Annotated in this window: 21 protein-coding genes; 13 read left to right on the top strand and 8 right to left on the bottom strand. The window is 69.0% G+C overall.

The window, feature by feature from the left end:
• Positions 1-180 precede the first annotated feature (180 nt).
• The gene (locus JRZ79_RS23505; protein WP_010903956.1) at positions 181-2,040 is read left to right on the top strand and encodes a PINc/VapC family ATPase; all 1,860 of its coding nucleotides are present in this window, start codon (positions 181-183) and stop codon (positions 2,038-2,040) included.
• Positions 2,041-2,086: 46 nt separating this feature from the next.
• On the opposite strand, the gene JRZ79_RS23510 is transcribed toward JRZ79_RS23505, so the two are convergent.
• Positions 2,087-2,359, bottom strand: coding sequence for a helix-turn-helix domain-containing protein (locus JRZ79_RS23510; protein ID WP_010903955.1), 273 nt, complete (start codon positions 2,357-2,359; stop codon positions 2,087-2,089).
• A 130-nt stretch (positions 2,360-2,489) separates the two neighbouring features.
• Here JRZ79_RS23510 and JRZ79_RS23515 point away from each other — a divergent pair, with 130 nt between their 5' ends.
• From JRZ79_RS23515 to hflX, 3 genes are all read left to right on the top strand, one after another.
• On the top strand, positions 2,490-2,789 hold the full coding sequence (locus JRZ79_RS23515) for a hypothetical protein (protein ID WP_136360994.1): 300 nt from the start codon (positions 2,490-2,492) through the stop codon (positions 2,787-2,789).
• 2 nt (positions 2,790-2,791) lie between these two features.
• Complete coding sequence (locus JRZ79_RS23520) at positions 2,792-4,624, top strand: ribosome biogenesis/translation initiation ATPase RLI (protein WP_010903953.1); 1,833 nt, start codon at positions 2,792-2,794, stop codon at positions 4,622-4,624.
• Positions 4,625-4,834: 210 nt separating this feature from the next.
• Positions 4,835-6,124, top strand: a complete 1,290-nt coding sequence (gene hflX / locus JRZ79_RS23525) for a GTPase HflX (RefSeq protein WP_205252297.1) — start codon at positions 4,835-4,837, stop codon at positions 6,122-6,124.
• Between the two features lie 16 nt (positions 6,125-6,140).
• Here hflX and JRZ79_RS23530 read toward each other — a convergent pair whose 3' ends face one another.
• The gene (locus JRZ79_RS23530) at positions 6,141-6,662 is read right to left on the bottom strand and encodes an archaemetzincin family Zn-dependent metalloprotease (RefSeq protein WP_010903951.1); all 522 of its coding nucleotides are present in this window, start codon (positions 6,660-6,662) and stop codon (positions 6,141-6,143) included.
• 39 nt (positions 6,663-6,701) lie between these two features.
• Between JRZ79_RS23530 and JRZ79_RS23535 the strand changes: the two genes are divergently transcribed.
• The 3 genes from JRZ79_RS23535 (at position 6,702) to npdG (ending at position 8,753) form a co-directional block, all read left to right on the top strand.
• On the top strand, positions 6,702-7,091 hold the full coding sequence (locus JRZ79_RS23535) for a UPF0146 family protein (RefSeq protein ID WP_136360991.1): 390 nt from the start codon (positions 6,702-6,704) through the stop codon (positions 7,089-7,091).
• 32 nt (positions 7,092-7,123) lie between these two features.
• Entirely contained in the window at positions 7,124-7,996 is an 873-nt protein-coding gene (locus JRZ79_RS23540; RefSeq protein WP_136360990.1) for a TIGR01548 family HAD-type hydrolase, read from the top strand.
• An 88-nt stretch (positions 7,997-8,084) separates the two neighbouring features.
• Positions 8,085-8,753, top strand: coding sequence for an NADPH-dependent F420 reductase (gene npdG, locus JRZ79_RS23545; protein WP_205252298.1), 669 nt, complete (start codon positions 8,085-8,087; stop codon positions 8,751-8,753).
• On the opposite strand, the gene thiD is transcribed toward npdG, so the two are convergent.
• Both thiD and JRZ79_RS23555 read right to left on the bottom strand, forming a co-directional pair.
• Positions 8,724-10,061, bottom strand: a complete 1,338-nt coding sequence (thiD, locus tag JRZ79_RS23550) for a bifunctional hydroxymethylpyrimidine kinase/phosphomethylpyrimidine kinase (RefSeq protein WP_205252299.1) — start codon at positions 10,059-10,061, stop codon at positions 8,724-8,726. The two genes, npdG and thiD, sit on opposite strands and share 30 nt — an antisense overlap.
• Positions 10,061-10,993, bottom strand: a complete 933-nt coding sequence (locus tag JRZ79_RS23555; RefSeq protein ID WP_010903946.1) for a sulfide-dependent adenosine diphosphate thiazole synthase — start codon at positions 10,991-10,993, stop codon at positions 10,061-10,063. Before JRZ79_RS23555 ends, thiD begins: the two co-directional genes overlap by 1 nt.
• A gap of 86 nt (positions 10,994-11,079) precedes the next feature.
• Here JRZ79_RS23555 and JRZ79_RS23560 point away from each other — a divergent pair, with 86 nt between their 5' ends.
• Entirely contained in the window at positions 11,080-11,424 is a 345-nt protein-coding gene (locus JRZ79_RS23560) for a hypothetical protein (protein WP_010903945.1), read from the top strand.
• Here the strand turns inward: JRZ79_RS23560 and JRZ79_RS23565 are convergent.
• Together JRZ79_RS23565 and trxA are read right to left on the bottom strand one after the other, a co-directional pair.
• Positions 11,421-13,277: an SLC13 family permease gene (locus JRZ79_RS23565; protein WP_205252300.1), complete on the bottom strand. Its 1,857-nt coding sequence runs from the start codon at positions 13,275-13,277 to the stop codon at positions 11,421-11,423. The genes JRZ79_RS23560 and JRZ79_RS23565 overlap by 4 nt on opposite strands.
• A gap of 105 nt (positions 13,278-13,382) precedes the next feature.
• On the bottom strand, positions 13,383-13,652 hold the full coding sequence (gene trxA / locus JRZ79_RS23570) for a thioredoxin (RefSeq protein ID WP_010903943.1): 270 nt from the start codon (positions 13,650-13,652) through the stop codon (positions 13,383-13,385).
• Between the two features lie 112 nt (positions 13,653-13,764).
• Between trxA and JRZ79_RS23575 the strand changes: the two genes are divergently transcribed.
• The 4 genes from JRZ79_RS23575 to hisE are packed head-to-tail and all read left to right on the top strand — an operon-like array spanning position 13,765 to position 15,310.
• Positions 13,765-13,926 (top strand): preprotein translocase subunit Sec61beta, encoded by a 162-nt coding sequence (locus tag JRZ79_RS23575; RefSeq protein WP_010903942.1) that lies wholly within the window; start codon positions 13,765-13,767, stop codon positions 13,924-13,926.
• A gap of 37 nt (positions 13,927-13,963) precedes the next feature.
• Positions 13,964-14,575 carry a pyridoxal 5'-phosphate synthase glutaminase subunit PdxT gene (gene pdxT / locus JRZ79_RS23580; protein ID WP_010903941.1) on the top strand — a complete coding sequence of 204 codons (612 nt, stop codon included), beginning with the start codon at positions 13,964-13,966 and terminating at the stop codon, positions 14,573-14,575.
• A complete protein-coding gene (locus JRZ79_RS23585) occupies positions 14,572-15,030 on the top strand; it encodes a bifunctional nuclease family protein (protein WP_010903940.1) in 459 nt (152 codons plus the stop codon). Before pdxT ends, JRZ79_RS23585 begins: the two co-directional genes overlap by 4 nt.
• Positions 15,023-15,310, top strand: a complete 288-nt coding sequence (gene hisE, locus JRZ79_RS23590) for a phosphoribosyl-ATP diphosphatase (RefSeq protein WP_136360986.1) — start codon at positions 15,023-15,025, stop codon at positions 15,308-15,310. Before JRZ79_RS23585 ends, hisE begins: the two co-directional genes overlap by 8 nt.
• Positions 15,311-15,371: 61 nt before the next feature.
• Here the strand turns inward: hisE and JRZ79_RS23595 are convergent, their stop codons facing one another.
• A complete protein-coding gene (locus JRZ79_RS23595; protein ID WP_205252301.1) occupies positions 15,372-15,725 on the bottom strand; it encodes a DUF5518 domain-containing protein in 354 nt (117 codons plus the stop codon).
• An 81-nt stretch (positions 15,726-15,806) separates the two neighbouring features.
• Here JRZ79_RS23595 and JRZ79_RS23600 point away from each other — a divergent pair, with 81 nt between their 5' ends.
• Positions 15,807-16,790, top strand: coding sequence for an NOG1 family protein (locus tag JRZ79_RS23600; RefSeq protein WP_205252302.1), 984 nt, complete (start codon positions 15,807-15,809; stop codon positions 16,788-16,790).
• 46 nt (positions 16,791-16,836) lie between these two features.
• On the opposite strand, the gene JRZ79_RS23605 is transcribed toward JRZ79_RS23600, so the two are convergent.
• On the bottom strand, positions 16,837-17,157 hold the full coding sequence (locus tag JRZ79_RS23605; protein WP_205252303.1) for a hypothetical protein: 321 nt from the start codon (positions 17,155-17,157) through the stop codon (positions 16,837-16,839).
• Between the last annotated feature and the right edge of the window lie 17 nt (positions 17,158-17,174).

Genomic DNA, 17,174 nt, shown 5'->3' on the forward strand with positions numbered 1-17,174 from the left:
GGGGGCGCTGTCAGTGGCACCGTCCATCACACCGGACTTGTCGGGGACCTGGGCACGTCCCATCTCACTGCTTGCCACCCCACAGCGGCCGCGCTCGGCGGTGGCCTGCCGGGCAGCGGGGTGATCTCGCCGGTCGCGGCCAAACACCCTTATCCGTGCGCCGAGACTACGGACAGTGAAATGAACGTCGTTCCGGACACGAGCGTCGTCGTCGACGGCCGCATCTCGCGGGGCGTCGAGGACGGGACCTACGAAGGCGCGACAGTGTATGTGCCCGAAGCGGTCGTGGGCGAAGTCGAGGCACAAGCCAACGGCGGCCGGCAGACCGGGTGGGACGCCCTCGAAGAACTCCAGCGGCTCGTCGAACTCGCCGACGACGGAGCGATCACCGTCGAGTACGTCGGCGAGCGCGCCGACGAAGACGACATCAAGCGCGCGGCGGCGGGCGCCATCGACGCCATCATCCGCGACGTGGCGGCCGCCCACGACGCGACGTTCGTCACCAGCGACATCGTGCAAGCGGAGGTCGCGGAAGGCAAGGGCATCGACGTGGAGTTCCTCGAACCCCTGGAACCGGATTTCGAGGCGCTCGCCATCGAGGAGTACCTCGACGAGGACACGATGAGCCTCCACCTGAAAGCGGGGATGGTGCCGAAGGCCAAGCGCGGTGACGTGGGTGAAATCGAATACCAGGCCATCGGCGAGGACGCCCTCGACGAATCGCTCGTGCGGGAGTACGCCACGGAGATCGTCTCAACCGCGAAGCGCGCCGACGACGCCTTCATCGAGCTCTCGGAGGACGGCATGACCATCGCGCAAGTGCGGGATCTGCGCATCGCCATCTCGGAGCCGCCGTTCAGCGAGCGCGTCGAGATCACCGCCGTGCGGCCGATCGTGAAGACGACGATGGACGACTACACGCAGGCCGACGCCCTCCGTGAGCGCCTGCTCGAACGCGACCGTGGCGTGCTCATCGCGGGCGCACCCGGCGCGGGGAAATCCACGTTCGCGCAGGCGGTCGCGGAGTTCCTCGCTGACGCCGGCAACGTCGTGAAGACCATGGAGAAACCGCGGGACCTCCAACTCGACGAGGAGGTCACGCAGTACACGGCGCTGAGTGGGTCCATGGAGAAGACCGCCGACTCCCTGTTGATGGTGCGGCCGGATTACACCATCTACGACGAAGTCCGGAAGACCGACGACTTCGAGGTGTTCTCGGACATGCGGCTGGCTGGCGTCGGGATGGTCGGCGTGGTCCACGCCACCCGCCCCATCGACGCCCTCCAGCGGCTCGTCGGGCGCGTCGAGCTGGGCATGATCCCCCAGATCGTGGACACCGTCGTCTACATCGAGGCCGGCAACGTCGAGACCGTCTACGACGTGACCACGGAGGTGAAGGTGCCGGAGGGACTGATGGAAGAGGACCTCGCGCGCCCGGTCATCCAGGTGCGGGACTTCGAGACGAACGTGCCGGCGTACGAGCTGTACACGTTCAACCGCCAGGTCGTGACCGTGCCACTCGACGGCGAAAGCGGCGGTGCCGGGGAGTCCGGCGTGGACAAGCTCGCAAAGCAGGAGGTCGAACGGGAGATCCAGGCCGCCACCCGGGACCGCGTGGCGGTCGACATTCGGGGGCCAAACGACGCGGTCGTCTACGTCTCCGACGACGACATCAGCCACGTCATCGGGAAGGGCGGGGGCCGCATCGCGGACATCGAGAACCGGCTTGGCATCGACATCGACGTGCGCACGCTCGACGAGCGCCCCACGGAGTCGGCAGCCGACCCCGACAGCGACACCGACGACGCGCAGGCGGGGGAGATCGTGACCCCGGAGATCACGAGTCGACACATCATCGTCCCGATGGGCGACGACCGCGCCGGTGAGACCGTCGAAGTGCAGGCCGACGGCGAGTACTTGTTCACGGCGACGGTGGGCCGAGGCGGCGACATCAAGGTGTCTCGTGGCTCGACCATCGCCGAGGAGTTAGAGCGCGCCATCGACACCGAGCGGATGATCACGGTCGTGCCGAACGCGTAGCGTCGACCAGCAGTGACGCCGCGTGTGGGGCGTCAGAACGGAGTTCTCAGGCTGCTTCGGCGTCCGCGTCGGCGTCCTCCGGGGCAGCGTCCGGAGTGAGATCATACAGACTCTGGCGAGCGTCGGCGAAGTAGATGTCTTCGTCGACGGCGTCACGGTCTTCGAGCCGTTCGAGCGCGTACCGGACGGTGCGCGCCGAGAGCATTGTTTCCTCGACGATGCGTTTCTGTGTGAGTGGGCCGTCGTATTCGAGGACCTTGAAGACGAGTTTGGCGCTCGGTGGGAGGTCTTCGAGTACGCTGTCGTCTGCAGCCATCATTACGATTCGAAACACTCCACGCGCTTAAAGCACCGGGAAGTCGTCTCACGGGAACTGTTCACGTGACCTGTCGGTGGGGCGTCATCCGGCAAGCGAACTGCTTTTGAGCGCGGCCACCACACACCACCGTATGGCAGAGAACCTGGACCCGACGGCCGCTCATCGGCGAAGCCTGACGGTCACGACCATCGCCACGCTCGGCGGGGTGGTGGCGGCGTTCGTGTCGGAGGTGGCCGTCTCCGACCCGACCAGCCGCATGGGCTTGCTCGTGTTGCTCGGGCTGGTTATCGTCGAGCTTGGTCTCATGCGGGCGTTCGGCGTCGACATCGGAGAGTTCTCCGCGAAAGACTACTTCTACGTCGCGTTCATGACGTTCGCGCTGTGGTTCGTCACGTGGGGCGTGCTCCTGACCGCCGGCGTGAGCCTGTAACGATGGCGGACGACAGCATCGCGGTCGTCGACCTGGATCGGTGTCAACCGGACCGGTGTAACTACGAGTGTTCGAACTACTGCCCGCCGAACCGCACCGGCAAGGAGTGCATCACGCTCCGCGGCGAGGACGCCGGGGACGGCGACCCCGACCAAGTCCACATCAGCGAGGAGATCTGTCTCGGGGAGTCCTGTGGCATCTGCGTCGAGAAATGTCCGTTCGACGCCATCGAGATCATCAACCTCCCCCAGGAGCTCGACGACCAGCCGACCCACCGCTACGGGGAGAACTCCTTCTCGCTGTACGGGCTGCCGGTGCCGGAGTCCGGGAAGGTCACCGGCCTGCTTGGCCCCAACGGCATCGGGAAGTCGACGGCCGTCGACTTGCTCGCCGGGGAAGTGACGCCGAACCTCGGCCGCCACGAGTCGCCGCCCGACTGGGACGAGGTCGTCGACGAATACCGCGGGACCGAGCTCCAGGACTACCTGGCGGCCGTCCGGGACGGCGACGTCGACGTCGCGAAAAAGCCCCAGTACGTCGACGAGATCCCCGCACAGTTCGACGGCAACACCCGCCAGCTGTTGGAGGCGACCGACGAGCGCGGCGTGCTCGATGACCTCGTCGACCGGCTGTCGATCCGGCCGGTGATGGATCAGGCGATCGATTCGCTGTCGGGCGGGGAGCTCCAGCGCGTCGCGCTCGCCGCGACGCTCGCGCGGGACGCCGATTTCTACTTCGTGGACGAGCTGACGCCGTACCTGGACATCGGCCAGCGCGTCACCGCGGCGCGCCTCGTGCGGGAGCTCGCCGAAGACGCCGACAAGGCCGTGCTCGTCGTCGAGCACGACCTCGCGGTCCTGGACATGCTGGCGGACTCCATTCACGTCGCGTACGGTGAGCCGTCCGTCTACGGCGTCGTGACGCCGCCGAAAAGCGTCCGCAACGGCATCAACGAGTACCTCCGCGGATACCTCGAAAACGAGAACATGCGCGTGCGCCCGGAGGCCATCGAGTTCGAGGAGCACGCCCCCCGGTCGGCCAGCCGCCGGGACACGCTCGTGTCGTATCCCGACATGACGAAGTCCTACGGTGACGGCGAGTTCACGCTGTCCGTCGAGGGCGGCGACATCAACCGCAACGAGGTGCTGGGCGTCGTCGGACCGAACGGCATCGGGAAGTCGACGTTCGCGCAGTTGCTCGCGGGCGGCCTGGAGCCGTCGAGCGTCGGCGGCGAGGCGGGCGCGGCCCTCGACGTGGGGCTGGACATCGCGTACAAGCCCCAGTACGTGGAGGCCGACCAGCAGATGCGCGTCGACGCGTTCCTCTCGTCGGTCACGGACGACGTGGGGACGAGCTACTGGCAGACCGAGATCGCGGATCCGCTGCAACTGGATCCGATCATGGAGCAACGCCTGCCGGACCTCTCCGGCGGGGAGCGCCAGCGCGTCGCCATCGCGGCGACCCTCTCGAAGGACGCCGACCTCTATCTGTTGGACGAGCCGAGCGCGCACCTCGACGTCGAGCAGCGCGTGCTCGCGACCCGCGCCATCCGGCGGTTCGCGGAGAACAACGAGAGCACCGTGATGGTGATCGACCACGACATCTACATGATCGATCTGGTGAGCGACCGGCTGATGGTGTTCGACGGCGAGCCCGCCGAACACGGGCAGGCGTCGCCCCCCCAGGCGATGCGCTCGGGGATGAACGAGTTCCTCGCGAACCTCGACGTGACGTTCCGGCGCGACGAGCGCCTCGGCCGCCCGCGCATCAACAAACCCGACAGCCAGCTCGACAAACAGCAGAAACGCGACGGCGAGTACTACTACACGACGTGAATGCGGGCCGGGGCGTGCGAGCCCCGTTCGGGTGACGGCGTCGGTTAAGCGGCCGGTAGGGTTTTGTTGTTTGGCGCCGCTGGCGTTCATATGACCGTGCTCGACCGATAGCCGGGCGTCCGACCCGGCCGCCGCCGGCGGCCGGCGGCTGCCGCGTGCGGGCGTCACGACGGGGACCGGTTGCTGACCCAGCGAGACACCCACGCGTACATGACAGACAGACGGAATTCGACAGCGGTCGTCGCGAAGCGACGAACAGACACCCCCATCGAGACCGACGAGATCCGTGCGCTCTGCGAGGCGGCGGGCGTCGAGGTCGTCGCGGAACGCACGCAGGCGCGGCCCCGCGACCCGACCTACGACCTCGGCGACGGCGCGGTCGCCGACATCGCAGGCCTGGTCGAGCGCCGGAGCGCCGACCTCGTGGTCGTCGACGACCACCTCGACCCGGGGCGCGCGCACAACCTCCAGGAGGCCGTCGGCGCGGAGGTGGTCGACCGCGCGCGCCTCGTGTTGGACATCTTCGGGGAGCGCGCGGAGACCAAGCGCGCCCGGCTGGAAGTCCGGCTCGCCGAACTCCGGTACGAACTCCCGCGAGCGCAAGCCCGCGTCGAGCGCGGCGAGACCCAGGGCCGACAGGGGTTCCGGAGCGGCGGCGAACGTCCGGCCGCACAGCTGAAGGCGGACTACCGCCAGCGCATCACGGACCTTCGAGGGGAACTGGACCAGCTCGACGACGCCGACGACGGCCTCCGCGAGGCCCGCCGGGAGTCGGGCTTCGACCTCGTGGCGCTCGCGGGCTACACGAACGCCGGGAAGTCCACCCTCCTCAGGCGGCTCGCGGACGACCTCGCCGTCGACGAGAACGACGGCCACGGCGACCGCACCGACACGGCAGCCTCCCGCGACCGACTGTTCGAGACGCTGAACACGACGACGCGCCGGGCGACCGTCGGCGAGCGCCGCGTCCTCCTCACGGACACGGTCGGGTTCGTGAACGACCTGCCGCGCTGGCTGCTGTCGTCGTTCCGGACGACGCTCGCGGCCGCCCGGGAGGCCGACGCCGTTCTCCTCGTCGTGGACGCGACCGACGACCGCGAGGGGATTCGCGCGAAGGTGGAAGCGAGTCGCGACGAACTGGCGGACGCCGAGGGGACACTCGTCCCCGTCCTGAACAAGCGGGACGCCGCCACGGACCTCGACGCGAAACGCCGGCTACTCGCCGAGCACGCCGGGCACGCGCCGGTCGTCACGAGCGCGACGGAGGCCGAGGGATTAGACGCGCTCCGGGAGCGCCTGACCGACGCGCTGCCGGACCGCAGGCGCGTCTCGCTGTCGGTGCCCAACACCGATGCCGGCAACGCCTTCGTGTCGTGGTGCCACGACCGGGGGATGGTCCACGAGCCGGACTACGGCGAGCGGATCGCCTTCGGCTTCGAAGCGCGGCCGGAGGTCACCGCGAAGGCCACGGGGCGGGCCGAGCAGTTGAACGAGGACTGACCAGCCCCGAGGGCGGTTAGAAGACGGTGCGCTGGCAGCTCCCACAGAGGTTCTCTTCCTTGCGGTCGACTTCGCGGACGGTGGGCGAGAAGTTCATCGCACACCGGTTGTTGTCGCAGTGTTCGAGGCCGAGCGTGTGGCCGAGTTCGTGGACGACTTCCTTGCGGACGCGGTCGTCGAAGACGTCGCTCGAAGACCGATTGGAGAAGCCACCGTCGCTTGAGGTCTGGAGGCGGTACGTGGAGACGACGCAGCCGCGGCCGTCGAGATACGCCAGCCCGAAGACGTAGTTGCGGCGGCGGTAGAAGAGGTCGTGGGGCGTGATGGCGATGGTTTTGTCGCCGCTGGTGGCCCGGGTCGCGGTGTCGATGAACTCCGCAGCACGGTACTGGCTCCGGGCCTCGTCGTACGCCGCCGTCGGCACGTCCTGTTCGGAGGCAACGACGACCTCGCAGTCGTAGACCGAGCGGAGGCTGGACGATGCCTGCCGTTTGACGTGCGCGGGCACGTCGCCGACGGGGACGATGTCTACCCGCATGGGGTACCGTTAAGCGTGGGATGGCATAAACATCCCGCCGTGACACAGCCACCGACGGTCGCCGCGGTGTTGGCGGCCCACAGCCGCGTTGTGGAGGTCGGGATCGGAGCGCGACCGGACGTCGCGGCGGCGTTGGCGGAGCGCGGGTGTGCGGTGACGGCAACCGACATCGAGGCGTGTACGGTGCCCGAGACGGTCAGGTTCGTGCGTGACGACGTCACGGACCCCGAGCGGGCCGTATACGAGGCTGCCGACGCCGTGTACGCCCTGCGGTGTCCGCCCGAGCTGCAGCGGGCGGTCGTGGACGTTGCCGGGGCGGTCGGCGCGGCGTGTTATCTCACGACGCTGGGTGGTGAGCCGGTCGTTGTGCCGGTGAGCGAGCGACGAACGGTGGCGTCAGGGACGCTGTTCGTGGCGCGGGACGCGTAACTGACTTGCCGGGTGCGCCCGACAGCCGGCGTATGGAGGTTGACGCGGTTGTCCTGGACGTGGATGGGGTGCTCGTGGACGTGGCTGAGTCGTATCGGCGCGCCATCGTGGAAGCCGTCGAGCACGTGTACGGCGACACCATCGAGCGGGCTGACATCCAGCAGTTCAAGGACGCTGGCGGGTTCAACAACGACTGGACGGTGACGGACGCGGCTGCGTTGTGGGTGCTTGCGTCCCGGGAGAACGGCACCATCGGGGGCGTGGGCGCGTTCACGGACGCGATCGCCGAGCACGGCGGCGGGCTGGCGGGCGCAGAGGCGGTCGTAGACGCCAGCCTCGGCCCGGCCGCCGTCGAGCGCGTGCGCGACGCCTGGCAGCCCGAGCGGCTGCGGGACGTCTTCCAGCAGCTGTATCTCGGCACCGAGTACTACCGCCGCTTCGAGGGGGGCGACCCCGACCTGGCCGCGCCGGGGTTCATCCACGACGAGGACCGCTTGCTCGCGCCCGAAACGGGCGACGCGCTGACCGCCGACTGGCCGGTGTGCGTGCTGACCGGGCGGCCCAGCGACGAAGCCGACGTGGCCTTGGACCGCGTTGGCCTGGACATCCCGGGAGAGCGCCGCTTCACGATGGACGACTGGGCGGCTGGCAAACCGAACCCCCGGGCGCTGATCGCGCTCGCCGAGCGCACCGGGGCGGACTCGGTGGTGTTCGTGGGGGACACGCTCGACGACGTGGCGACGGCGCTGAACGCCCGCGAGGCGGACCCCGGCCGCGAGTACCACGCGGTGGGCGTGCTGACCGGCGGGCTGACCGGCGAGGCCGGCCGCCAGAAATACCACACCGCCGGCGCCGACCACGTCCTGGACTCCGTGAACGATCTGCCGGCGCTTCTCGGGCAGTGACACGGGCGGGCGGCTGGCGACCAGCCGTCGAGCCGTGGTGTGAGACGCCCACGCAATCCTTATTCGGGTGCCGGCCGACCGTCGGCGTATGCGAATCGCGTTGCTCGGCGGAACCGGCGACATCGGCGCGGGACTAGCACTGCGGTGGGCCACCGACAGCGACCACGACATCGTGATCGGGTCGCGGGACCCCGAGAAGGCGCGGGAGACGGCGGCAGCGTACGAGGACACGTTGGCCGATCAAGGCGTCGACCGCAAGCTCACGGGGTTCGCCAACGAGATGGCGGCCGACCGCGCGGACGTCGTGGTGGTGGCGGTGCCCGCCTACCACGTCACCGATGTCATGGGCGCTGTCGCGGACAGGCTCGACGCGGACACGCTGGTGATCTCGCCGGCGGTCGGCATCTCCAGCAGCGAGGACGGGCTCCACTACAACCCGCCGTCGGCGGGCAGCGTCACGGCGTTGGTGGCGGACGCCGCACCCGACGGTGTCGACGTGGTGGGTGCGTTCCACAACCTCGCGGCCGACCGGCTCGCGGACCTGGACACCGAACTGGACGCGGACACGCTCGTTGTGGGTGACGACGAGGGCGCGCGAACGCGCGTGGCGGAGCTCGCAGACGACATCACGGGGCTGCGCGCGCTGGACGCCGGGCCGGTGGAGAACGCCGCGGAGGTCGAGTCGCTGACGCCGCTGTTGATCAACCTCGCGCGGTACAACGACGACCTACGCGACGTCGGCGTCACGTTCGAGTGAGGCCACCGTGCGGAGCTTCGCGGTGAGCGCGTCCGCGTCGGCGGCGAGCACGCGCACCATCGCTTCCTTGCCGACAGCGCCGGAGTCGACGACGGCGTCGGGCGCGCTGTCGCGGTCCGCCATGACGCGTTGTGCGGTCCAATCCATCGTGCCGTCGGCGTCCGCGGGCTCGGTGGTGCGGTCGACGCTGACGGTGTCCCAGCGGTCGCCCAGGGCGTCCTCGCGGGCGGCGCTCCACCGGACGTTGGTGGCGGCGGTCACGTCGGCGTCGTGGGAGCGCACGCCCAGGAGGAAGCGGGCGATATGACTCGACGCCCCCGGTTCGATGCCGCCGGCGGCGCGGACGCCACGCGTGGTGGCGTGGAGGCGGCCATCAACGGCGACCACGTCGGCGGGCGTGGTGGCTGCCGGGGGTGCAACCGCGACGTTCATGCCGACTTCCGGCACCAGGGCGGGCGGCCACTCGGCTTCGAGCATCGCAACCACGTCCCGGACGGCCGTGATCCCGGCGCCGACTCCCGTGGTGGGTGTGGCGGTGGCGCGGCGGTGGTCGACGGGCCCGTCGCCGCCGCCCACGGAGAGGTCGCCGTCGATGGCGGCTGCGACCGCGTCGATACCGCGCTCGACCGCCGGCCGCAGGGCGTCGCCGTGGGCGAGGCGCGTAGTGATCGCGGCCGAGAGCGTGCAGCCGGAGCCATGCGTGGTGGGCGTCTCGATGCGGGGGCGGGTGAACGCGCTGGTGGTGTCGCCGGCGAACACGTCGACGGGGTCGCCGTCGAGGTGGCCGCCGGTGAGGAGTGTGGCGTCCGGCCCGAGCTCGCAGACCGCCTCGGCGGCCGCGCGGAGATCGGTCTCGTCGGTGATCTCGGTGTCGGCAAGCAGCTCGGCTTCGGGGATGTTGGGCGTGGCGAGCGTGGCGCGGGGGAGCAACTCGTCGCGGACGGCGGCGATCCCCGACTCGGTGAGCAGCCGGTCGCCGGACTGGGAGACGACCACGGGGTCGACGGTCACCGGTGCCGGCGTCTCCGCGAGCGCGGTGGCGACGGCGTCGACGACGGCGGCGTCGCCGAGCATCCCGGTTTTGACCGCGGAAACGTCGAAGTCGGTGGTGACGGCGTCGATCTGCGCGCGCACGGTCTCGGGCGCAAGGATGTCACTGTGGGTGACGCCGTGCGTGTTCTGGGCCGTGACGGCGGTGATCGCCGAGGTGCCGAAGGCGTCGCCGGCCTCGAACGTCTTGAGGTCGGCCTGGATGCCGGCGCCGCCGCCGCTGTCCGAGCCCGCGATCGTGAGCGCAACGGGGTGCATTAGTCGTCGTCTGCGGCGGGCGCGGCCGTGCTGGGGAGGTCAACGCGCGGCTCGTCGACGGCGAGCTCGTCCATGACGGCGTTGGCGGCGACCTTTCCGGAGAGCAGCATCGCGCCGAACGTCGGTCCCATGCGGGTGAGGCCGTGAACGGTCGCCGTGGAGAGTCCGGCGGTCACGAGGCCGTCGTGGACTTTCCCGGTCTGTTCGACGACCTTGTCCTCGCTGTCGGCGACCCACATGGAGTCGTGGCCGGGGGAGTCGTGGCCGGGCGCGCCGTATTCGCCGTCACCGGACTGGTCCATGCCGGTGGCGTGCTCCTCGACGTGTTCGATGCCGTCGGCCTCCAGGACGCCGCGTTCGTGGAGCTTGGAGACAACGACCGCGTCGTGGCCGGTGGCGTCGACGACCACGTCGGCTTCCAGCGCGATGGGATCGACGCAGGTGAGCTCACGGGGCAGCGAGTGCACCGGCGTCCAGTTGACGACGGCACCGGCGACCGCGTGGTCGTCGCGCACGACGATGTCCGTGAACTCGGTCATGTTCTGGATGCGGGCGCCCGCATCGCAGGCGGCCGTGATCATCGCCGAGCAGGCGTGTGGGGCGTCAGCGACCGCGAGCCCGTCGTTTTCTTCGTCGTACTCGTATGGCACACCGAGGTCGTCGAGGACTGCTTCGGCGGGCGACCGGACGGTGAGCTTGTTCATCAGGAACCCGCCGAGCCAGAAGCCGCCGCCGAGGTAGTTGTTCTTCTCGATGATGGTGACGTCTACGTCCCGGTCGGCGAGCTCCTTGGCAGCCATCAGGCCGGAGGGACCGCCGCCGACGATGATCACGTCGGTTTCCGTGTCGTCGAGGAACTCGTCGGTCCACTGGCGTGTGATCGCGCGTGTGACTTCGGCTTCGTTTGCGTCAGCGAATGAGTCGAACGTCATACCACTACATGGTACAACTAGATAATTAAGCGTTGGGTTCCCGTGAGAGCCCAAAACGCTAAGCACACCCGGCCGTGATTTCGCGCATGGAACAAGTGTGGGCAGACGACAGCATTTCGGCCGCGTTCAACGACGCGTTCACCGCGTGGGTCGATCGCGGCGGCGGTGAAGTGATCGAGGCGACGGACACGCGTCTGCGAGCGGAGTTCCAGTCGACTGACGAACAGATGCTCACGGACATCGGGTTCTACGTCGCCGACGGCCGCCACATGGTGTGTTTCGAGACGGTACGGGAGGAACTCGAACTGAAGATGTTGACGCGGTACAGCGTCTCCGGGGGGAAGCTCATGGTGCAGTCCGATAAGGGGTCGCGGACGTTCAGCTTCAACGTCGAGGACGGCAAGTGGCGCGTCGAGAAATATCCGCCTTAGACGCCCCAGAAGGCCGCAATGCCACCAACCGTGACCACCGACAACAGCAACTGCAGCGGGAGCCCGACGCGGAAGAAGTCACTGAACGTGTAGCCGCCCGGCCCGTACACGAAGAGGTTCGTCTGATAGCCCACCGGCGTCATGAACGCCGTTGACGCCGCGAACGTCACCGCGAGCACGAACGCGAACGGGTTCGCGCCGAGTTCGACGGCGGCTTCGACGGCGACCGGAATCAGCAACACGACGCTGGCGTTGTTCGAGATGACGCTCGTGATGACGCCCGTGAACAGGTAGAACACCCACAGCACACCCAGCGCCGGAAGCACCGTCGCCGTGGCGGCCATCGCCTCCCCGAGCAGCTGTGCGGCCCCGGTCTGTTCGAGCGCGATGCCCAGGGGGATGACGCCCGCCAGCAGGAAGATGACGTCCCAGTCGACGGAGTCGTACACCTCCGACGGGTGGAGGACGCCGGTCGACACCATCGCCACGACGCCGCCCAGCGCGGTCGTGACGATGTGAAACGGGGTCACCGTCGCCGCGAGCACGACCCCGAGGACGATGCCGATGGCGTGGGGGATCTTCTCCGTCCGGTAGTCCGGCTCGTCGGGCTCGTGGGCGACGATGAAATCGGGGTTCGCCGACAGCCTGTCGATCCCCGAGCGCGGTGCCTGCACGAGCAGCGTGTCGCCGACGCGGAGCCGCCGGTCGTCCATGCGTTCGTGGACCGTCTCTCCCCGTGACCGGAACGCCAGCACGTTGGCGTCGTAGCGGTCGCGGAACGACGACGAGGACAGCGTCTGCCCGGCGAGCGACGACCCCGAGTGGATGACGACCTCCACGAGCGCCTGCTCGTCCTGCGTGGTGGGTTCGAGGTCGCGCTCGTCGTCGGGCGCGCCCGTCAGCGAGAGGTCGTCGACGGTCGCGATGTCGGCCAGCGTCTCACGGCCGGTGCGGATGGTGAGCGTGTCCCCCGCACGCACGACCTTCTGCCCGAGTGGCTCGATGAACCGCTCGCCGTCGCGCACCAGCCCCAACACGTCGGCGTCGAACCGGTCGGCGTCGATGGCCGCCCGCACCGTCTGCCCGACGATGGGCGACGACTCCCGGACGACGACCTCCGAGAGGTAGTCGCCGAGCGCGTACTCCGTGAGGTAGTCGTCCTCGACGGGGACGCGATCGGAGAGCAGCCGGGGGGCGACGACGAACAGGTACAGCGACCCGACCGCCAACACCAGGACGCCGAGATGTGTGAACTCGAACATCGAGAACGCGTGCAGGCCCGCGATCCCCTGCTGGTCGGCCAGTCGGGCGGTCGTCTCGCTCGCCAGGAGGTTCGTCGACGTGCCGATGAGCGTCAGCGTTCCGCCCAGCATCGACGCGAACGACAGCGGCATCAGCAGCTTCGACGGACTGGTTTTGCCCTTGTGCGCGAGGTCCGAGATGACGGGCACGAGGATCGCAACCACGGGCGTGTTGTTCACGAACCCGGACACCGGGCCGCCCGCGGCGATGGTGGCGCCGAGCTGTCGGGACTTGTTCTCGCCGGCGAACGCCGACAGCTTCCGGCCGACGAGCTGGACGAGCCCGGTCCGGCTGACGCCCGTCGACAGGATGAGCATTGCGAGCACGGCGATGGTCGCCTTGTTCGAGAACCCCGAGAGGCTCTCGGCCGTCGACACCTGCGTCCACGGCTCCAGCACCACCAACACCACCATGATGAGGATGGCGGTGACGTCGATCGGCAGCCACTCGGTGACGAACAACACGAGCGCGCCCACCACCACGCCGAAAACGACGAGCACGTCCGTTGAGACCCCGGCGGCGAGCGCGACGGGTGGTGACACCGCTGACATGGTGCCACGGTCAGACGGGACGACTGAAAGGCTACCGGAACGGATGCAGCGGCGCCGCTGGGCGCGACCGAAGCCGGCGGAAAAGGCGGCGTGACGTGTGCGCGCTCAGGCGCCCGCGGACTCGATTGCGTCCTCGAGCTGTTCGCGCTGCGTGACGCCGACGAACCGCTCGACGACGCCGTCGTCGTTCTCCACGACGATGGTCGGGATCGAACGCACTTGGTACTCGTTTGCGACGTCCTCGGCTTCGTCGACGTCGATCTTCTCGAAGGACACGTCCTCGTCGTAGTCCGCCTCGAGCTCTTCGAGGATCGGATCCTGAGTCTTGCACGGCCCGCACCAGTCCGCGTAGAAGTCTTTCAGGGTGACAGTCATCGATATACTCCGAATTGGCGGGCTTCGTGGTTAAGGGTTTCTCACGGCACGTCTGTTGCCGGAGGTGCGACAACTCGAAAGGTTTAGGCGGGCGCGCTGACAGTACTGACCCATGAGCAGTGGTCAAAACTCGGGCGGCCTGATGTCCAGTGCGGGCCTCGTCCGCTACTTCGACTCCGAGGACTCCAACGCACTCCAAATCGACCCGCGGTCCGTCGTTGCGGTCGGGGCGTTCTTCGGGCTGGTGGTGTTGCTGGCACAGTTCTTCGCGTAGCGAGACGTTTTTTCGCGGGAGCCGCATATGGCAGCGTATGACACTGACTGCCGGTGTTGTCGCCGTGCAGGGCGACGTCTCCGAACACGCCGCCGCGATCCGCCGCGCTGCCGACGCTCACGGCCAGCCCGCCGACGTGCGTGAGATCCGGACCGCGGGGGTCGTCCCGGAGTGTGACGTGTTGCTGTTGCCCGGTGGGGAGTCGACGGCCATCTCCCGGCTGCTGGACCGCGAGGGCATCGACGCCGAGATCCGCAGCCACGTCGCCGCCGGCAAGCCGCTGCTGGCGACGTGCGCGGGCCTCATCGTGTCCTCGACGGACGCCAACGACGACCGCGTCGAAACGCTTGATGTACTCGACGTGACCGTCGATCGGAACGCGTTCGGCCGCCAGGTCGACTCCTTCGAAGCCCCCCTGGACGTCGACGGGCTCGCCGACCCGTTCCCCGCGGTGTTCATCCGCGCGCCGGTCATCGACGAGGTCGGCGCGGACGCGACGGTGCTTGCGTCCTGGGACGGGCGTCCGGTTGCGATCCGGGACGGCCCCGTGGTTGCGACGTCGTTCCACCCGGAGCTGACCGCCGACGTGCGGCTGCACGAACTCGCGTTTTTCGACCGAACACCGTCCGCACAGGCCGGTGACGCATGAACGCCGACATCGACGCGGTGCGAGTGGCGGACACTCCCGACGGCACGATTGCGGTGGTCGTCCTGGCACGCGACGACGCCGACGACAGCGGCGACGTGCTCCCGATCTTCGTGGGCTTCGAGGAGGCGGCGAGCATCGCGCGCGGCCTGGACGCGGTCGACATCGGCCGCCCGCTCACCCACGACGTGACCCTCGACCTCGTCGAGGAGTTGGGCGGGCGCGTCGACCGGGTCGTGATTTCCAGCGTCGAAGCGGGCACGTATTTCGCGGATCTGCACGTCGAGACGCCCCGCGGGAGCACGGTGGTCGACGCGCGCCCCAGCGATTCGCTGGCGCTTGCGGCGCGCACGAACGCCCCGATCGCGGTCGCCGACGACGTGTTCGCACAGGGTGCGCGCTCGCCCGACGGGTTTGATGAGCTGCGGGACATCCGGGAGGTGATGGGAGATGAGTGACCCGCTCCGCGAGCTGTTCGACGTGATCGAGGATCGCAAGGAAACAATGCCCGAGGACTCGTATACGGCCAGTCTGCTGGCCGACGACGAGAAAGGCGAGAACGCCGCCCTGGAGAAAGTCGGCGAGGAAGCCACCGAGTTCCTGCTCGCCGCCAAGGACGGCGACACCGACGAACTCGCCCACGAGGGCGCGGACGTCGTCTACCACATGCTCGTCGTGCTCGCCCAACAGGACATGGACGTCGAGGCGCTGCTGGCCGAGCTCGACGACCGCCGGTAGTCGCGGGACGTGCGCCGCCGATGGTGGAGGTCCACAGCGGCGTCGGCCATCGAGAGCCCCGTCAGGCGAGCAGGCCGCCGATGGCACCGGCGATGGCGCTGTCGACGGCGAGCGCCAGGAAGACGGCGAGCGCGGCGAGCGCCGCCCCGACGCCGAGCACGCCGATGGGGACGAACAGCAGCCCGCCGACGAGGCTGGCAGCGAGGATCAGCGACACGACGACCAGGCCGCCGAGCGCGCCCGCCAGGAGGCCATGCACCGCGCCGCTCCAGGCCCCGTCGTCGGCCATCCAGCCGGCGACGAACCCGCCGACCAGCCCCGCCGCGGCGTGGCCGATGCCCGGCAGCGCGAACGCGAACACGCCGAGCACGAACGCAACGCCGAACCCGGTGAGGACCGCACGCCAGTTGACCATGTGCCCGCCACGCGGGGGCGGCGCAAAAACCCTCGCGTGGGGATACGTGGCCTTTTACGTCTCGCCCGCGAATCCAGTTGCATGATTTTCGAGAGCCTGCCGACGACGCCCACGTCGGAGGAACTCATCGACCAGGCGTTCTCGCGAGCGGCCCGGGCCGGGCGCGCGAAGCAGGGCGTGGAAGCACAGCAGTCGATGCTCCAGACCGCGTCGAACATCCTGGGTGACAACCTCCACAACGTCGTCACCGAGTGGCCGGACTTCGACCACGTCGATCCGTTCTACGGCGAGCTTGCCGACGCCATCCTGCGCGAGGAGTTCGCCAGCGAGGACGGCGTCGACGAGCTCCGCCAGCACCTCTCGGAGCTGTCGTGGGCGTCCTCGAAGACCCACGACCTCGGCCGCGAGTACATCGGCCGGCTCCCCAACGACGCCGAGAAAGCCCGCAGCCTCCGCAAGCAGGGGTTCGGCCGCATGGGGTCGGTGATGGACCAGGTCGAAGACGACCTGGAAGCCGTCGGCGCGGCCCGTGACGCCCTCAAGACCCTGCCGGAGATCCAGCCGGACGTGCCGACCGTGGTGGTCGCTGGCTACCCGAACGTGGGGAAGTCCTCGTTCGTGAACGCCGTGACCAACGCCAGCATCGAGACCGCCGAGTATCCGTTCACGACGAAGTCCGTGGACATCGGGCATTTCGAGCGCGACCACGTCACGTGGCAGCTCGTCGACACCCCGGGGCTGCTCGACCGGCCGGCCGACGAGCGCAACGAGATCGAAGACCAGGCCGTGTCGGCGCTCACGCACGTGGGGGACGTGATCCTGTTCTTCGTGGACGCCAGCGCCGCGTGTGGCTACCCGGTCGCCGACCAGCAGGCGCTGCGCGCGGAGGTCGGCGACCGCTTCGGCGACGCCCCGCTGGTCACCGTCTGCAGCAAGACCGACCTCTCGGCGGAGATCGAGGCGGACTGCTACATGAGCGTCGAGGGCGGCGAGGGCGTCACGGAGACGCTGACCGCGGCCGTCGACGCGGTCGGCCACGAGCCAGAACTGCCGTTCGAGGAGTAGCGGGGACGGACCGAGCGAAGCGAGCGCGAACCGCGGACTGCGCGCGCTAGAACGGTGCCGTGGGGCCAGCGTCGTCCGTGCTGGTGTCCGTGGACCCACAGCCACAGCCCGAGTCCGTTGTGATGCCGGTGACGGCGTCGAGGTCCGCGACGAGCGTGGCCTCGATCGCGCGCTCGGTGTCCGGCGAGACGCCGTCGGAACACCCACAGTCGAACGACAGCGTGACGAGGCCGGTCTCCGCGTTCACCCGCTGGACCACTCGCGTCCCGCGGCTGAGGTCGGGGAACTCGCGGTCGAGTGTGGCCGCGACTCGGCGCCGGAGCGTCGCGGCGGTCGGGTCCTGGGACTCGTCTGTTTCCGTGCGCATGCGCCGCGGTACTCGGT

Origin of the sequence: Halobacterium sp. BOL4-2 (assembly GCF_016917835.2) — an archaeon.
GTDB classification, from domain to species: domain Archaea; phylum Halobacteriota; class Halobacteria; order Halobacteriales; family Halobacteriaceae; genus Halobacterium; species Halobacterium salinarum.

What these genes read in the sequence shown, in the direction of transcription:
- JRZ79_RS23505 (WP_010903956.1), top strand. Translation starts at nt 181, where the DNA reads ATGAACGTCGTTCCGGACACGAGCGTCGTCGTCGACGGCCGCATCTCG.
- JRZ79_RS23510 (WP_010903955.1), bottom strand. Translation starts at nt 2,359, where the DNA reads ATGATGGCTGCAGACGACAGCGTACTCGAAGACCTCCCACCGAGCGCC.
- JRZ79_RS23515 (WP_136360994.1), top strand. Translation starts at nt 2,490, where the DNA reads ATGGCAGAGAACCTGGACCCGACGGCCGCTCATCGGCGAAGCCTGACG.
- JRZ79_RS23520 (WP_010903953.1), top strand. Translation starts at nt 2,792, where the DNA reads ATGGCGGACGACAGCATCGCGGTCGTCGACCTGGATCGGTGTCAACCG.
- hflX (WP_205252297.1), top strand. Translation starts at nt 4,835, where the DNA reads ATGACAGACAGACGGAATTCGACAGCGGTCGTCGCGAAGCGACGAACA.
- JRZ79_RS23530 (WP_010903951.1), bottom strand. Translation starts at nt 6,662, where the DNA reads ATGCGGGTAGACATCGTCCCCGTCGGCGACGTGCCCGCGCACGTCAAA.
- JRZ79_RS23540 (WP_136360990.1), top strand. Translation starts at nt 7,124, where the DNA reads ATGGAGGTTGACGCGGTTGTCCTGGACGTGGATGGGGTGCTCGTGGAC.
- npdG (WP_205252298.1), top strand. Translation starts at nt 8,085, where the DNA reads ATGCGAATCGCGTTGCTCGGCGGAACCGGCGACATCGGCGCGGGACTA.
- thiD (WP_205252299.1), bottom strand. Translation starts at nt 10,061, where the DNA reads ATGCACCCCGTTGCGCTCACGATCGCGGGCTCGGACAGCGGCGGCGGC.
- JRZ79_RS23555 (WP_010903946.1), bottom strand. Translation starts at nt 10,993, where the DNA reads ATGACGTTCGACTCATTCGCTGACGCAAACGAAGCCGAAGTCACACGC.
- JRZ79_RS23560 (WP_010903945.1), top strand. Translation starts at nt 11,080, where the DNA reads ATGGAACAAGTGTGGGCAGACGACAGCATTTCGGCCGCGTTCAACGAC.
- JRZ79_RS23565 (WP_205252300.1), bottom strand. Translation starts at nt 13,277, where the DNA reads ATGTCAGCGGTGTCACCACCCGTCGCGCTCGCCGCCGGGGTCTCAACG.
- trxA (WP_010903943.1), bottom strand. Translation starts at nt 13,652, where the DNA reads ATGACTGTCACCCTGAAAGACTTCTACGCGGACTGGTGCGGGCCGTGC.
- JRZ79_RS23575 (WP_010903942.1), top strand. Translation starts at nt 13,765, where the DNA reads ATGAGCAGTGGTCAAAACTCGGGCGGCCTGATGTCCAGTGCGGGCCTC.
- pdxT (WP_010903941.1), top strand. Translation starts at nt 13,964, where the DNA reads ATGACACTGACTGCCGGTGTTGTCGCCGTGCAGGGCGACGTCTCCGAA.
- JRZ79_RS23585 (WP_010903940.1), top strand. Translation starts at nt 14,572, where the DNA reads ATGAACGCCGACATCGACGCGGTGCGAGTGGCGGACACTCCCGACGGC.
- hisE (WP_136360986.1), top strand. Translation starts at nt 15,023, where the DNA reads ATGAGTGACCCGCTCCGCGAGCTGTTCGACGTGATCGAGGATCGCAAG.
- JRZ79_RS23595 (WP_205252301.1), bottom strand. Translation starts at nt 15,725, where the DNA reads ATGGTCAACTGGCGTGCGGTCCTCACCGGGTTCGGCGTTGCGTTCGTG.
- JRZ79_RS23600 (WP_205252302.1), top strand. Translation starts at nt 15,807, where the DNA reads ATGATTTTCGAGAGCCTGCCGACGACGCCCACGTCGGAGGAACTCATC.
- JRZ79_RS23605 (WP_205252303.1), bottom strand. Translation starts at nt 17,157, where the DNA reads ATGCGCACGGAAACAGACGAGTCCCAGGACCCGACCGCCGCGACGCTC.